General features: G+C 66.0%; 12 protein-coding genes and 1 pseudogene. 8 read left to right on the plus strand and 5 right to left on the minus strand.

Annotation, left to right across the window (positions count from 1 at the left end):
- The first annotated feature begins 45 nt into the window (after positions 1 to 45).
- Positions 46 to 1,710, plus strand: a complete 1,665-nt coding sequence (locus tag EKL94_RS10600) for a tyrosinase family protein (RefSeq protein ID WP_126929067.1) — start codon at positions 46 to 48, stop codon at positions 1,708 to 1,710.
- A gap of 53 nt (positions 1,711 to 1,763) precedes the next feature.
- Here the strand turns inward: EKL94_RS10600 and EKL94_RS10605 are convergent, their stop codons facing one another.
- Together EKL94_RS10605 and EKL94_RS10610 are read right to left on the minus strand one after the other, a co-directional pair.
- Positions 1,764 to 2,660 (minus strand): tyrosine-protein phosphatase, encoded by an 897-nt coding sequence (locus tag EKL94_RS10605; protein WP_126929068.1) that lies wholly within the window; start codon positions 2,658 to 2,660, stop codon positions 1,764 to 1,766.
- Between the two features lie 17 nt (positions 2,661 to 2,677).
- The gene (locus EKL94_RS10610) at positions 2,678 to 4,975 is read right to left on the minus strand and encodes a TonB-dependent receptor (RefSeq protein WP_126929069.1); all 2,298 of its coding nucleotides are present in this window, start codon (positions 4,973 to 4,975) and stop codon (positions 2,678 to 2,680) included.
- A gap of 114 nt (positions 4,976 to 5,089) precedes the next feature.
- Here EKL94_RS10610 and EKL94_RS10615 point away from each other — a divergent pair, with 114 nt between their 5' ends.
- The 4 genes from EKL94_RS10615 to EKL94_RS10630 all read left to right on the plus strand — a co-directional run bounded on the left by EKL94_RS10615 (position 5,090) and on the right by EKL94_RS10630 (position 9,450).
- The gene (locus tag EKL94_RS10615; RefSeq protein WP_126929070.1) at positions 5,090 to 5,734 is read left to right on the plus strand and encodes a TetR/AcrR family transcriptional regulator; all 645 of its coding nucleotides are present in this window, start codon (positions 5,090 to 5,092) and stop codon (positions 5,732 to 5,734) included.
- 70 nt (positions 5,735 to 5,804) lie between these two features.
- A complete protein-coding gene (locus EKL94_RS10620; protein WP_126929071.1) occupies positions 5,805 to 6,389 on the plus strand; it encodes an AprI/Inh family metalloprotease inhibitor in 585 nt (194 codons plus the stop codon).
- A 1-nt stretch (position 6,390) separates the two neighbouring features.
- Entirely contained in the window at positions 6,391 to 7,575 is a 1,185-nt protein-coding gene (locus EKL94_RS10625) for a M23 family metallopeptidase (protein WP_185830017.1), read from the plus strand.
- Positions 7,576 to 7,740: 165 nt separating this feature from the next.
- Positions 7,741 to 9,450: a sensor domain-containing diguanylate cyclase gene (locus EKL94_RS10630; protein ID WP_126929073.1), complete on the plus strand. Its 1,710-nt coding sequence runs from the start codon at positions 7,741 to 7,743 to the stop codon at positions 9,448 to 9,450.
- A 25-nt stretch (positions 9,451 to 9,475) separates the two neighbouring features.
- Here EKL94_RS10630 and EKL94_RS10635 read toward each other — a convergent pair whose 3' ends face one another.
- Together EKL94_RS10635 and EKL94_RS10640 are read right to left on the minus strand one after the other, a co-directional pair.
- Complete coding sequence (locus EKL94_RS10635; protein WP_126929074.1) at positions 9,476 to 11,419, minus strand: MacB family efflux pump subunit; 1,944 nt, start codon at positions 11,417 to 11,419, stop codon at positions 9,476 to 9,478.
- Between the two features lie 2 nt (positions 11,420 to 11,421).
- Positions 11,422 to 12,603: an efflux RND transporter periplasmic adaptor subunit gene (locus EKL94_RS10640; protein ID WP_126929075.1), complete on the minus strand. Its 1,182-nt coding sequence runs from the start codon at positions 12,601 to 12,603 to the stop codon at positions 11,422 to 11,424.
- Between the two features lie 350 nt (positions 12,604 to 12,953).
- Here EKL94_RS10640 and EKL94_RS10645 point away from each other — a divergent pair, with 350 nt between their 5' ends.
- The 3 genes from EKL94_RS10645 to EKL94_RS10655 are packed head-to-tail and all read left to right on the plus strand — an operon-like array spanning position 12,954 to position 15,242.
- The gene (locus EKL94_RS10645; protein ID WP_260473414.1) at positions 12,954 to 13,397 is read left to right on the plus strand and encodes a hypothetical protein; all 444 of its coding nucleotides are present in this window, start codon (positions 12,954 to 12,956) and stop codon (positions 13,395 to 13,397) included.
- 47 nt (positions 13,398 to 13,444) lie between these two features.
- Positions 13,445 to 14,161, plus strand: a complete 717-nt coding sequence (locus tag EKL94_RS10650) for a response regulator (protein WP_126929076.1) — start codon at positions 13,445 to 13,447, stop codon at positions 14,159 to 14,161.
- Positions 14,162 to 14,165: 4 nt separating this feature from the next.
- On the plus strand, positions 14,166 to 15,242 hold the full coding sequence (locus EKL94_RS10655; RefSeq protein ID WP_126929077.1) for an ATP-binding protein: 1,077 nt from the start codon (positions 14,166 to 14,168) through the stop codon (positions 15,240 to 15,242).
- 170 nt (positions 15,243 to 15,412) lie between these two features.
- Here EKL94_RS10655 and EKL94_RS22875 read toward each other — a convergent pair.
- Positions 15,413 to 15,538, minus strand: a pseudogene (locus EKL94_RS22875) (ABC transporter six-transmembrane domain-containing protein); the annotation flags it as partial.

The raw sequence follows: 15,538 nt of genomic DNA on the forward strand, positions 1-15,538 counted from the left end.
GATTTGTAACCCGACGCGGTTCAACCAATCACCAGGGGGAAGGCTATGCGCTATACACGTCGTGATTTTCTTGCCACCACCGCCAGTGCTTCATTGGCGTCCTTGGTCGCACCCGGGGCCTGGGCCAGCGGCGCTGCACCGGCCGACAAGGCCGTGCAGGCACGCTACCACCGCTACAACGTCACCAGCCCCGAAGGCCAGCGCATGCTGGCCAGCTACGCACGCGGTATCAAGGCCATGCTCGCGCTGCCGGCAGACGATCCACGCAACTGGTTCCGCAACGCCTTCGTGCACCTGATGGACTGCCCGCACGGCAACTGGTGGTTCTATGTCTGGCACCGTGGCTATGTCGGCTACTTCGAACAGACCATCCGCACGCTCAGCGGTGATCCGCAGTTCGCCATGCCCTACTGGGACTGGACCGAGCTGCCACGGATTCCCCCGGCGATGTTCGACGGCCTGCTGACGCCCACCGACAGCGCCTATGCGCCGTACACGCGCAACCTGGCGGTCTTCACCCGGTTCATGCGGCCGGCACTGCAGCGCTACTGGAACACGCTGGATGCAGGCCAACGCGATCAGCTCAAGTTCCGCGGCTATCTCACCGCAGACGATGTCTGGAACGATGTGACCGGCTACAGCGTCGCGGAAAAGACCGGCATCTCGGGCAATGCGGCCTATGCGATCACCTGCGGCGCCCGCTACCTCTGGCGCGAGAATCCCGGCTTCGATGCAAAGACCGCTTCGGCCGTGTCTCCCGATACCATTCACGCGGGGCTGTCGCCGGTCGAGTTCTACAACGACGATGTGAGTCGCAGCTTCACCAGCTCGCGCACGGCCTCGCACGTGGTGCAACCGGACGGCGCCACGAAATTCTCGGTGCTCGAAGGCTTCCCGCACAACAAGGTGCACAACTGCATCGGTGGCGTCGGCGCGGTCGATCCCGGCCCCTACGGCAACATGACCAACTTCCTGTCGCCACTCGATCCGATCTTCTACCTGCACCACGCCAACATGGACCGCCTGTGGGACGTGTGGAACCAGCTGCAGCAATCCCGCGGCAAGCCGATCATGCCCATCAACGTCGACCAGCGGCGTCAGTTCATGAACGAACCGTTCCGGTTCTTCGTCGATGCACAGGGCAAGCCCGTGGGCGAGCGTCCGGCCAGCGCGTTCTTCTCCACCACGGCCTTCGACTACGACTACGTCTACGGGGGCCGCAACGACCTGCTGAAGGCGGCCGCGCTGCCGGCGGCGACCGGTGCTGTGCGGCTGGTGCGCGGCACGCGTTCCGATGGCGCCGTCCGCGTGGCCGTGCCCAATGAGGCGGTACGCGCACACCTTGCCACATCGGGCCCGCGCCAGTTGATTGCCGAAGTGACCCTGGAGCGACCACGTGGCTTGAACAATACGCGCGAGTTCGACGTGCTGATCAACGCACCGGCCGGCACCGCGTCCGTGGCGGCCGACAGCCCGTACTACGCCGGCACCGTATCGTTCTTCGGGCCAACCATGGCCGGGATGGACCACAGCCATCCCACCACGTTCGCGGTGCCGCTGCCGCAGAAACTGGGGGCCCTGCAGGCACTCACTGCTGCCGATGGCGGAACGACCACACTGGAGATCCGCCTGGTCGCATCCTCCGGCCAGGCACCGCAGACGTTCCCGGTGCTCGACGCAGCCATCCTGGTGGCGCCGCTGCAGCCGTGATGATGCACGGCAGGTGCCGGTCTGTCCGACACCTGCCCTCGGCCTGGCAGGTTTCAGCCGGCCTGCCCCAGCCGCACCTTCAACTGCTGGATCTCCTGCTCGCTGACCCCGATCGACTTCAGGTAGCCCTCCGCACCACCGTACTGGCTGTGCAACGCCGCCAGGAACTGCTCCATGTTGTCCGGCGCGGTACCGGCCATGCCCGCCATCTTGCGACCGATCTCCGGGTTCTGCTTGACCAGCGCCATGATCTGCGCGTTCATCGCGCTGTCCTTCGGCTGACCTTCCAGGTAGTGCGCGGAGATCGCGTAGTTGTGCACGATCTCGGCCTTCGGCACGCCGGCCAGGTCCAGCAGCAGGCCGGCGATGATGCCGGTGCGGTCCTTGCCGGCCGTGCAATGGAACAGCACCGCACCGTCCTGCTGCGCGGCAATGCGCTGGAACACCTGCTTGAACTGCGGCTGGCTGTGGCCCAGCCACTGCACATAGGCTTCGCCCAGCGAATCCGGGAAACTGGTCATCATCTTCTGCAGATCCATCTTCTCCGTACCCATCAGCGAGATACGCTGGTAGTCGAAGCGGTCGTCCCTGGCCAGCAGGTCCGGCGACTGTGCTTCCTCATCGGCGGTGCGCAAATCAATGTCCAGTTTCACTCCAGCAGCAGACAACGCATCGCGGTCGGCTTCGGTCAGGCGGCCGAGGTCGGCGGTACGCACGAACGCATCGGCTGGAATCGGGCCGTGGCGGCCTTGCAGGCCGGCGAACGTACGCACGTTCCAGGCGCCCTGCAGCGGAATCACCCGTTGTGCATCAGCATCGACGGGCTTCACATTGGCGGCGGCGGGCGCCTTCGCGGCGACGGCCTGTGGCGCATCAGCGGCAACAGCCGTTGCGGCCAGCGGCAGGCTCAGCATCAGGGCCAGCGCGAGTTCGGTATGGCGGGTCTTCATGGGGTTCTCCGTTCGAATCAGAAATTGACGGCCACATCCAGGCCGAAGGTGCGCGGGTCGTTGAAGATGCCGCTCTGGCCCAGCGCCGCGCTGTTGATCTTGTAGAACAGGTGCTGCTCATCCAGCAGGTTGCGTGCCCACAGCGAGAACGACATCGTGGTGCCGGTGCTGTTGACCGGCACATCCACCCATGCCACCCGTGCATTCACCACGAACGAGCTGTCGGTGAGCATCTGGTCGTACTCGCTGGTGTAGTAGCCGTCGGACCAGTTGCCGTCCACATGGAACTTCAGCGCCGAGAAGTTGGCGAACGGCACCAGATAGTCGGCCGACAGGCTGCCCGCATTCTTCGGTGCCAGCAGCGGCTGCACGGTCACCTGCACGCCAGCGCCGAACGGGTCGGTTGCTGTCTGCGCATCGATCTTCGTATAGGCGTAGTTGAGGCCGAGGGTGAGGTTGTCCACCGGCATCACGTTGAATTCCAGCTCCGCACCTCGGGACTTGCCATCGCTCAGTGCGTTGGTGGTGACCATGGTGGTGCGGGTTTCACCGCTGTTCGGGTCGAACGGCAGCGAGAAGTCCATCTGCTTGTGCGCGATGGTCGAATCGAACACCGCCAGGTTCAGGCGCGCGCGGTTGTCCCAGAACTGTGACTTGAAGCCGAGCTCATAGGCCGTCACTTCCTCCGGACCGAAGGCGGTGTAATTGGTCGAACGTGAGTTGGCGCCACCCGCCTTGAAGCCGGTGCTGTACTTGGCATAGACCATGGCGTGTTCGCCAAGGTCGTAGGCAATGTTGACCATCGGGTCGAAGCGGCTCCAGCGGTCCTTGAACGCAAGGTTGGTGGCGGCACCGTTGACGATGTACAGGTTGCCCTTCTTGTCATCACGGGTGTAGCGACCGCCGGCAGTCAAGTGCAGGCGCTGCAGTGCTTCCGGCGTCCACGTGGCCTGGCCGAACACGCCCAGGCTGTCAGTCCACGCCTTGCTGGCACGGTCGATGCGCACCCGGGAGAGATCCAGCGGATTGGTCGCGGGGTTCACCGTGTAGCTGTTGCCACCCGGCCCCCACACCAGCATGTTCGGGGTCTGCGCATTGTCGCCAGCGGTCTCGTGGTAGTAGAACGCACCGCCAAGGAACTGCACCTGCGAGGTGTTTCCGATCAGCTGGAATTCCTGGCTGTACTGGTGCTGGTAGACCTGGGCCAGGCTGTAACGCCCGAACGGCGTGCCAGCGCCACCATAGGCCGAAATCGCATCGACCAGGCCCATGTCGAACTGGCCCTGGGTCAGCTCGCGGTAGGAGCTGATCGACTTCAGCTCAAGGGTGTCACTCAACGTCCACGACAGGTTCAATAGATGGCCACTGGTGCGGCCGATGTTGTCTTCCTGCGGCCCGCCCAGGATGGCGCTGCCGCGGCGGTCCTGGCTGGCACCTGCCTTCTGCGGCGGGCTCAGGTAGGCACCCGGTACCAGCACCTGGGTGTGGTACGGCGTGGTGGCATCATAGGATCGATCGAACGCGTACAGCAGCGAGAAATCATCGCTCGGCTGCCACAGCGCGCTCAGGCGTGCGCCGCGCTTGTCGTAGCTGTTGAAGTCGCGCTCGCCGCGCATGGGATTGTCGGTGGTGCCACCACGCTTGGCCTGAACGGCGTCGATCTTGAAACTGACATCGCCCACCTTGGGCAGGTCCAGGTGCAGCGCGCTGTTGTACCCACTGAAGTTGGACACCCCCGCGCTGACGCTGCCACCAAACTCGCCGGTCGGTGCCTTGGTCACGATGCTCACCGCGCCGCCTTCGGTATTGCGGCCGAACAGCGTGCCCTGCGGGCCCTTCAGCACTTCGATGCGCTCCACGTCGTAGAGCATGCTGCCCAGGCCCTGCGCACGGCCCATGAACACGCCATCGACATAGATGCCGACACCGGCATCACGCGCCGGCTGGTTGGCGTCGCCGGAGGCGCCGATGCCACGAATGCCGATATTCAGTGCAGAACTGCGGGTGGCGAACGGCGTGACCCGCAGCGACGGGATGGAGCCATCGGACAGGCTGCCGAGCGAGATCGCGCTGCGATCCTTCAGCGCTTCGGCATCGACCACCGACACCGAGATCGGCGTCTCCTGCAGATTGGTGGCGCGCTTCTGGGCGGTCACCATCACCTGGTCGAGGGCGACCACGGTGCGTGCGGCATCGGCGGACGCGCTGGCGTCGGCGCCCGGACTGTCTTCGGCATGGGCCAGCGCCGGCAGAGCGGCAGCGATGGCGAGGGTGAGCAACGGGCGGTGCAGCGTGGCGTGGCGCATCGGACTCATTCGCGGAAGGAGAAGGCCGGCGCAGTCTGGGAGGCGGGAATTACAAATGAATGACCGTTCATTCACACCTTTTGTGACGTACTATCCCGCCCCTGGACGCCCTGACCGCACGCAATGACGCCGAAATCCGCCGTAGTTTCGACCTCCGAAGATCCCGCTGCAGCCCATGCCGAGGCACAGCGACGGCGCATTCTGGACGCCGCCCAGAAGTGCTTCATCACCCGCGGATTCCATGCGGGTTCCATCGGCGACATCGCCGCCGAGGCCGAGATCAGCCAGGGGCTGATGTACCGCTATTTCGCCAACAAGCGCGCCTTGATCCTGGCCCTGATCGAGCGCCAGCTGCGCCACGACCAAGCCTCGATCAGCGCGATGCCGGCGGCCTCCGACCTGGTGGACGGGCTGCTGGAGTGCTACCAGCAATGGGCGCGTGGTGAGGTGCTGCCGATTCACGGCAATGCGATTGCCAGCGTGGCGCTGTATGCGGAGATCAACGCCGAGGCCCATCGCGATCCGGAGCTGGCCGGAGTGCTGCGTACCCATGACAAGCAGACCAGCGCAGCCATCCAGGCCTGGCTGCGCCAGCGCGATGCCAGCCTTGGCCGGGTTCTGGACGAAGAGCAGATTGCCGGCCGCACCCTGTTGCTGCGGTTGCTGGTGGAGGGCCTGGCGATGCGTGCCGTGCGCGATCCAGACCTGCCGCCGGCGCGGGTGCGCGCCCTGCTGGGCGATGCCATTGGGCGGGTGATGGCCGATTGAGCCACCCTCACACCGTCTCCCACCCCAGCGGTTCGATACTCGCGCGGTCCACCCTTCCGAGGATCCTGCGATGGCTGCACTGCTTGCCCGTAGCTGCCTGTCCGCGCTGTGCTGCCTGGCCCTGCCCGCCCTGGCCCAGGACGCCTCGTTCGGCTTCGGCGAACAAACCACCCGCACCGAACAGACCACACAATCCAGCAGCACCCAGACCCGGACCAGTGGCGCGATGACCACCCAGACCACCACCAGCGGCAGCTCGCAGTCCGGGACACGTAGCGAAAGTAAAGGGATGGACGTGGACTTCGGCTTCCACGACAACAGCGATGACTGGGGCCATGACCGCCGCCGCGATGATCGCGATGTGCGCGACAGCGACCTGTTCGGCAGCTGGACACTGGGCCAGGAGAACGGCAGCAACTGCACCATCGAGCTGAAGAACATCGAGTGGTTCGGCGGCTACAGCGCTTATGTGCCTGCCGGCTGCCCGGATGGCTTCTTCCCGGCCAATCGCTGGGTGCTGTCGGGCAACCAGTTGCTGTTGACCGACACCAGCGACACCGTATACGGGCGCTTCCGCGCGTCGAGCGGAGGGCGTTGGTCGGGGTATCGTGAAACGGATGGGGCGCGCTTGTATCTCAATCCCAAGGGGCGCTGAAGTGCCCTGTCCACGCAACCTGCCTGGCGTCGGTCGCTGGCTGCTGATGGCTGCGCTGCTGCCCGGCGCTGTGATCACCGCAACCAGCGCTGCAACGCCGCCGTTGGCACCTGTCGAGGCCCGCGCACCGTTCGCGCCCGCGCCATTCGCCGGCAGTGACGGCGCGCGCCATCTCGCCTACGAACTGCACATCAGCAATTTCTATAGCGACACTGGCACGCTGGTCCCGCAGGGGCTGCAGGTGTTCGCCGACACGTCCGCGTCGCCGCTGTTGAAGCTGGATGCTGCGGCGCTGTCCGCATGGGCGCGCCCCGCCGCTGCCGACGGTGCACCACCCTCGATCGCTGCCGGCAAGCGCCTGGTCCTGTTCGTGTGGCTGACACTGCCAACGGATGCGCCGATTCCCCACGTGCTCCGCCACCACATCGATTTCGCCACAGAAAAAGTCGGAATCACCACGCTTGATGGCGCCGCGGTCAACGTCGCCACATCGGCGCTGCCGGTGCTCGGGCCACCGCTGAAGGGAGGCCGATGGCTCGCGCATGAAGGTCCGGGCTCTGCGCAGTCGCACCATTGGGGCAGCCTGGTGGCGGTGAATGGCGCGCTGACCATCCCGCAGCGGTTCGCGCTCGATCTGGTCGGCGTGGATGCACAGGGACGCGCGGTCCATGCCGCTCCCGAGCGCCTGCAGAAGACGCGCCACCAGGATTGGGTGGGCTATGCCGCGCCGGTGATTGCCGTGGCCGACGGCGTGGTCCGCGATGTACGCGATGGCGAGCCGGAGCAGCCTCCCCTGGCCCCACAGCCCGAACCGGCGTCACTGACCAGCCACGGCCTGTTCGGCAATTACGTGGTGCTGGAAATTTCGCCCGGGGTGTTCGCCAGCTATGCCCACCTGCGCACGGGCAGCATCAAGGTCAAGCCCGGCCAGCGCGTGCAGCGCGGGCAGGCGCTGGGCGCGCTGGGCCAGTCGGGCAACTCCGCGGCGCCCCATCTGCACTTCCAGCTGTCCAACGGCGTCCGCTTCGAAGGCTCGGAGGGCATGCCCTACGTCTTCGATCGGTTTCAGTACTTCGGCCCGGAAACCGAAGCGCAGCTGTTCGGCCAGGGTGAGCCCTGGACCGCGCTGTCCGCAGAGCCACGCCAGCAGCAACTACCACTCAACGATGTGGTGATCGGCTTCTGAGCACGCCTTCACGGCAGAATTCTGTGCATCCGATCACATGGCAGATGCGGTTGTTCCAGGACTCACACCCACATCACCCAGCTGTGGCGATAGATAACACATGCTCACGTAGCGTCATGCCGACGCCTCTTGCTACCGCCCTCGCCTCCAGTCACGCCACGCGCCATGGACGAAGCCGACCGCCTGCTTGAAATCGACCGCCTGCACCTGCTCGACACGCCAGCCGAACCGGTGTTCGATGCAATCGTTGCTGCCGCCCGCGCAGCGACTGGCATGACCATGGGCCTGATCTCGGTGGTGGCTGAGGAGCGCCAATGGTTCAAGGCCAATATCGGGCTTGAAGGCGTCAGCGAGACTGCACGCGACATCTCGTTCTGTACCCACGCCATCGAGCAGGATGAACTGTTCGAGATCCCGGATGCCCGGCAGGACCCTCGCTTCTCCACCAATCCCCTGGTGACCGGCGGCCCGCGTATCCGTCACTACGCGGGAATCTCGCTTGGGTCGGCACAGGGCGCCCGTATCGGAACACTGTGCCTGCTCGATCCGATGCCGGGCGTACTGTCGCCCTCGCAGCGCGAACTGATGGTGCATCTGGCGCGGGTCACCACCCAGGTGCTGGAACAGCGCAGCACCCTGATGGCACAGGTCGGCCAGGCCAAGGCACTGCACCGCGAACTGAAACGAAGCGAGGACTTCCTGGAACGCACCAACCGCGCGGCACGGGTGGGCGGCTGGGAGATGGACCTGCTCTCCCACGAAGTGCGCTGGACCCGCGAAACCAAGCAGATCCATGGCGTGCGCGGCAACTATCAACCCACGTTCGACACCGCACTGTCCTTCTATCGGGAGGACAGTCGCAACATCATCCGCAGCGCGGTGCAGCGCTGCATCGATGAAGGCACCTCATGGGAAGTGCAGCTGCCGATGACCACCGCCGATGGGCGCTCCATCTGGACCCGGGTGGTCGGTGGCCGTCAGCAGGTGGATGGGCACCCTCGCCTGGTCGGCGCCATCCAGGACATCACCGAGGAGCGTGCCGCGCTGGATGCCCTGGAGGCGAGCGAGACGCGCTACCGGCGCCTGTTCCACTACAGCCTTGGCCTGATCTGCACGCACACGCTGGAGGGCGTGCTGACATCGGTGAACCCGGCGGCCGTGCAGTCGCTGGGCTTCGATGAGAGTCATATGATCGGGCGCAGCCTGTGTGATCTGATGCCTCCCGAGAAGCGTGCTGCGTTCAAGGCCTATCTCGCGCGGATCACGGTCAACCACACCGATGCCGGCGTCATCGAACTGATCGCCGCCGATGGCACCCGCCATTTCTGGGCGTATCACAACGTGCTCGACAGTGAGGCCAACCCTCCCTATGTGCTGGGCCATGCGCAGGATGTGACCGCACTGCGGATGCAGGAGCAGCAGCTGCGCGAGATGTCCTTCAAGGATCCGCTGACCCAGAGCTACAACCGCCGCTTCCTGCCACGCCTGGACGAGCTGGTTGATCAACCCTGGGCCTGCCTGATGTTCGATCTGGATCATTTCAAGCAGATCAACGATACGCAGGGCCATGCACGGGGTGACACGGTTCTGGTCGAGTTCGCCGCCTTCCTGCGCGCTCCATTGGGGGCAATGGAAAGCGTAGTGCGTATGGGCGGCGACGAGTTCATGGTGGTGCTGACCTGCCCGGAGCCCGGGAGGTTGGCCGCGCTGGAGCAGTGGTATACGCAGCAGGCCGGTCGGTCACCCACGCCCTTCTCACTGGGAGCGACCCACCACGCGCCGGGTGAGTCGGTGGCCGACACCCTGCAGCGTGCCGACAGTCGCCTGTACCGCGAGCGCGCACGCGTGCGCACGCACCCGCGACCTGCACCCTGAGACTCTCCCCGCAGCGGGTGCGGCCCTACTCCGCCGCCAATGCCTGGATCGGGTCGAGCTGTGCAGCACTGCGCGCCGGGAAGTAGCCGAAACCGAGCCCGATGGCAGACGAACATGCCAGCGCGGCGAGCACCGGCCCAGGCGTGAACAGGAACGGCACCCCCAGCGACAGCAGGCTGGACAAGGCGCCCACAGCCAACGCGAACAACACCCCCAGCACGCCACCGAACAGGCAGATCAACACGGCCTCGATCAGGAACTGGCGGAGGATGTCGCCCTGCCGGGCACCCACCGCCAGCCTCACACCGATCTCGCGCACGCGCTCCTTCACCGACACCAGCATGATGTTCATCACCCCCACGCCACCGACCACCAGCGCCACCGCTGCAATGGCCGAAACCAGTGCCGCCATGGTCTGGCTGGACTTCATCACCGCCTTGCGGATCTGGTCGGCGTTGTAGATGAAGAAGTCACGCCGGCCGTGCAGGCGTTGCAGCTCCGCGCCCAGCGAGGCCTCCGCGGCGGTGGTTGGCACGTCATCCCGCACGCGTACGGTGATGCTCTCCAGCCGCTGGCTGCCAAGCAGGCGCGAGGACGCGGAGGTGTACGGCACATACACCGTCGGCGTCGCCCCGCCGGCGAATGCGTTGGGGCCGACCACGCCGATCACTTCCACCGGCATGCCGCCCAGCAGCACCGTGCCGCCGATCGGATTGCCGTTGAACAATGCCTTGGCCGCCTTCTGGTCGACCACGCCCACCGCGCGATGCGCATCCACCTCGGCATCGGTGAAGAACCGGCCCGCCTTCAGCCGCAGCCCGCGCACACGCGGTAGATCAGCGCCCACGCCAAGCACCTGTGTGTTGGCGCGCCGGTTGCCCTGCAGTGCCGCCACCGAACCGCTCAGGTTGGGGCTTACGCTGTCCACGTAACTCAATGCGGCCAGGTGATCGGCATCGTCCACGACCAGCGTTTCAATCTCGGCCGAGCGCGGATCGCCGAAATCCGCACCCGGGAAGATGTCCAGCGTACTGGCACCCAGTTCGTTGATCTGTGACTCGACCTGCGCCTGTGCGCCCTTGCCCAACGCAACCACGGTCACCACCGCAGCCACGCCGATGATGATGCCCAGCATGGTCAGCAAGGTGCGCAGCCGGTGGGCCAGCATCGAACGCACCGCCATCCGTGCTGCCTCCCGGACTGCATCCAGACGCGCGCGGCGCTCGGCGGCCGGTTCTGTGCTGCGCTCGGGCGAGGTGGCATTGCGTGCAACTGGAGGATCACCCGTACCGCGGTCGGATACGACCCGACCGTCTGCGATCTCGATCACGCGTGAAGCATGCGCGGCGATCGCCGCATCATGGGTCACCAGGATCACGGTATGGCCCTGCGCATGCAGGCGCTTGAGTTCCGCCATCACCTGCCTGCCGCTGGCATGATCCAGCGCGCCGGTCGGCTCATCGGCCAGCACGATGGCGCCGCCGTTCATCAGCGAACGCGCAATGGAAACGCGCTGCTGCTGGCCGCCGGACAGCTGGCTGGGCCGGTTCGTGGTGCGCTCCCCCAGCCCCAGTGTTCCCAGCAGCATGTGCGCACGGGTGGTGCGCGCATCGGCATCCACGCCGGCATAGACCGCCGGCAGCGCCACGTTCTCCGTGGCGCTCAGGTTCTCCATCAGGTTGTAGCGCTGGAAGATGAAGCCGAAATGCTCGCGACGCAGGTGCGCCAGTTCATCCGGTGACATCTGCTCGGTTGCTGCGCCCTGCACGCGGTAGCTGCCTTCGGTTGGCCGGTCCAGGCAGCCCAGAATGTTCATCAGCGTGGATTTGCCCGAACCGGACGGGCCGATGATGGCGATGAACTCGCCCGCCTCGATGCGCAGCGACACGTCCTTCAACACCACCACCTCGCCGGCGGCCGAGCGATAGGCGCGCGATACGCCATGCAGTTCCAGCAGCGCGTCGGCCATGCTCACATCCCCAGCAGGCTGGTGGGCTCGGCTTCCGCGCCGCTGGGCGCCTGCCCGACCACCACGTTCTCGCCTGCCTTGAGGCCGGACAGGATCTGCACCGCAGTAGCGGTGCGCAGGCCGGTCGTCACCACGCGCTCGTGGACACGGCCCTTGGCATCGATCACCTGTACGGTCGCGCGGTTGCCCGCCTTGTCGTCGCTCTCGGACACTGCCGTCAACGGCACCTGCAATGCATTGGCGGCGCGCGCCAGCTGGATCGTCACCTTCACCGTCATCGACGGCTTCAGTTTCAGGCCCGGATTGGGTACGTCAAACAGCCCGGCGTAGTACACCGCCTTCGGCGTCTGCGCCGATCCGCCGGTATTGCCGGTGGCCACGTCGGCAATCGACGACGGCGCAGGTTCAAGCTGCTGCAGATGCGATTCGTAGCGGCGTCCGCCCGGCCCCAGCGTGGAGAACCACAGGGGTTGGCCAGGCGCGATCAGTTCGACATCGGCCTCCGCGATCTCGGTGCGAACCGTCATCGTGTCCATCTGTGCCAGCATCACGATGGTTGGCGTGGTCTGCATCGAGTTCAACGTCTGCCCGGCCTTGGTGACGATGGCCACGATGTAGCCGTCGGAAGGTGAGACGATGCGGGTGTAGCCCAGGTTGATCCGCGCGGTTTCCACCTGGGTCACCGCCTGGTCGATCTGTGCCTGCAGCGCTGCGACGTCCGAGCGCGCCGCTTCGCGCGCCACCCGTGCGGTCTCGAAACCTTCCTGCGAAACCAGCCGCGACGCCACCAGCTGCGCCTGGCGCTCATGCACGCGGATGGCCTGGGCATAGCGCGCCTGGCTGGCCGCATGTTGGGCACGCAGCGTGTTGGTAGCCGCTTCGGCGCTGCGCAGGGCGATGCGCTGCGGCTGCGAATCCACTTCGGCAATCAGGTCGCCAGCGTGCACGCGCTGGCCCAGCACCACATGCAGGCGCTTGACCTGGCCCGACACCTGCGCGCCCACCGCCACCAGTTCCTTGGGGTTGACCCGGCCAACGGCCTGCACGGTCTTTTCCAGGTCCGCCACCCTTGCCGGGGCCGTGATCAGCACGGCATCATCACCTTCGGCAAACAGCCACCAGCCGGTGCCACCTGCAAGAAGCGCAACGATTGCGGCAATGATCCAGGTCCTGCGGTTGTTCATCGGAAGGCTCGCATGCACGCAGCCACCGGATGTGACCGCAGAATCCGCAGTCTGGAAGGTGGTGGTGGATGTTTCTTGGAGCCACTGTGGAGATTGCATGGAGGCCGCACATCCGTTCAGGCACGGGGCCCGCTCCTGAACGGCATGGATCGCGTCCACGAAATCTCGACACAATCTCGACCAAGTCTCCATCAACGGCCCCTAGCCTTGTCGGCCTCGCCGACTGCGTCCCCGCCGTGCCCCTCCCGTTGCCAGACCTGCCTCCCATCGATGTCCGCCGCGCCTACCTTGCCTGGTGCGCGCCTTCACCGTGGCTGCTTGCACTGGTATTGGCGTCGACCAGCGCCTGGATGCTTGCCAGCGCGAACCCGGCGCCGCCCCTGCTGGCGGGTGCCGGTGCCGCCGCGCTGCTGTGGTTCCGCAGCGAAGGCCCCGGCCATTCGGCGCGCACGGGCACCCTGGCGTCGCTGGCGCTGATCGGTCTCGCGGCCTGGTCCGCCTCCAGCGCTGACGTGAGTCTCATGCCAGCAGGTATAGCGGCTGTCATGGTGGCTGCGTTGCTTGCCCTGCGCCTTCGGGCCTTGGTCCGCATGGCCCGCCGCCTGCAGGACCGGGTGGACGCAACGGGCATGGAATCACGGTGGAACAAGCTGCCTGCGGCCGTATCGACCCTGCTCGCACAGCACCTGCGCGGAGCCGCAACACTGGCGCCCGCCCTGCAGCACACGCTGGTGCTGGCCACTCTCGCCTGGGCCGCCCACGAAGAAGCGCAGACCCTGGAACGGCCACGATGACACCGTCGGCGGCGTTTCCCATTCCTCACTTGAAACCGCAGCATGCAATGAAATCCGATGCCCGCACACGCCAGGCGCCTCTGGTGCTGATTGCCGAAGATGAAGGCGAAATTGCCGACATTCTCGGCGCCTACCTGGCCCGCTCCGGGCTGCGCAGCGCCCGCGCCGCCGACGGCGAAGCCGCCCTCACCAGCCACCGCCAGCTGCGCCCCGACCTGGTGCTGCTGGACGTGCAGATGCCGAAGATGGACGGCTGGCAGGTGCTGAGCGAGTTGCGCCGGCGCGGCAACACCCCGGTAATCATGCTCACCGCACTGGACCAGGACGTGGACAAGCTCACTGGCCTGCGCGTCGGCGCCGACGACTATGTGGCCAAGCCCTTCAATCCGGCCGAGATCGTCGCCCGTATCCAGGCGGTGCTGCGCCGTAGCGCGAAGCCCATGGCAGAAGAACCCAACGGGCTGATCCGGCAGGGGCCATTCGAGATCGACCTGCGCAGCCATGAGGTTACCGTGCGCACCCATGACCACGTGCATGCTTTGAGTTTCACGCTCACCGAGTTCCGTCTGCTGGTGCACATGGCGCGCGCACCGCGCATGGTGCACAGCCGGCCGGATCTGCTCCAGAGCTGCCTGCCGGAAGGCGATGCGCAGGAGCGCACCGTGGACAGCCACGTCAGCAAGCTGCGCCGCAAGCTGGAGGAAGTCGGCGTCATCGGCATTCCCGCCACCATCCGCGGTGTCGGCTACCGCTTCCTGGACTGAACCGATGAACCCCAAAGGCAAGAGCATCGGGCGCCAGATCACGCTGTCCATCACGGTCGCGTCGCTGTGTTCAACCGTACTGTCGATCAGTGGTTTCTACCTGTTCTATTACCTGATGGAGGTGTTCTATCCACGCTGGTACGACGAACCGGAAACCATCATGCCGTCGGGCCTGGAATGGCTGTGGATCGGCTTGACAGCTACCGTCGTCGTTGCGCTGGCCACGTTGATCGCCTCGCGCCTGACCCGGCGCATCATCACTCCGTTGAACTCGGTGGCCGAAAGCCTGCGTCGCGTCGCCAGCGGTGATCTGGAGGCGCGTGCGCGCGGCGGCGACACCTCGATGACCGAGGCCGCCACACTGGTCAGCGACTTCAACTCCATGGCCGAGCGATTGAGCCGGATGTCGGAGAACCGCGTGTTCTGGAACGCGGCGATCGCGCACGAACTACGTACCCCGATGACCATCCTGCGCGGCCGCCTGCAAGGCATCGCCGAAGGCGTCTTCGAGCCGGGGCCGGAGCAGTTCAACAGCATGCTCACCCAGCTGGAGGGCCTGACCCGCATCATCGAAGACCTGCGCGTGGTCAGCCTGGCAGAGAGCGGTCACCTCGATCTACGCCTGCAGCGCAGCGATGTCAGCGTGCAGGTGGCGGCAGTGGTGGAGGCGATGTCCGAGGCGCTGACCGAGAGCGGTTTCTCGGTGACCTTGGACGCGCGGCCTTCGCTGGCCGACTGCGATCCAGCACGCATCCGCCAGGCGGTTCTGGCGCTGCTGGAAAATGCGCGGCGCCATGCCATCCCCTGCCCACTGCGGGTTCGCGTCACGCTGGCCGAAGGCCATTGCACCGTGACCGTTGAGGATGGCGGCCCTGGTGTGCCGGACGATCTTCGCGACAGCATCTTCGAAGCCTTCCAGCGCACCGATGTGTCGCGCTCGCGGCAGAGTGGTGGTTCCGGGCTTGGCCTGGCCGTGGTGCGGGCGATTGCCGTGGCCCATCACGGAACCGCGCGATGCCGTGCTACCGAACGTGGCGGCAGTGCCTTCGAAATCCGCTGGCCGGTGCACGCGCGTCGTTGAGGCGGTAGACGCTGCCCTGGAAGTGGCCCACCTTGGTGGGCATCACGCGCATGGCTGAACGGCGCCGGTTTCTCCACGCAATCTCCATCGTCCCTCCATGCCCCCTCCAAAGGGCTGCAGATACTGGGCGCAACCCGGGAGATGGCAGGCATCCGTCCCCTGCCCTGTCCCCGACCCACCAGGCGGATTTCCTGTTCCAGGCGGTTGTTGAGGCGCCCATGCAACTGCTCGTTGCGACGCGCGAACGACGGCAGCAGCGGGAGAGCCCCGAACAGCGCGGGGAGCGCGGCTCCACC

The organism is Stenotrophomonas maltophilia (assembly GCF_003970865.1).
Taxonomy (GTDB): domain Bacteria; phylum Pseudomonadota; class Gammaproteobacteria; order Xanthomonadales; family Xanthomonadaceae; genus Stenotrophomonas; species Stenotrophomonas maltophilia_AR.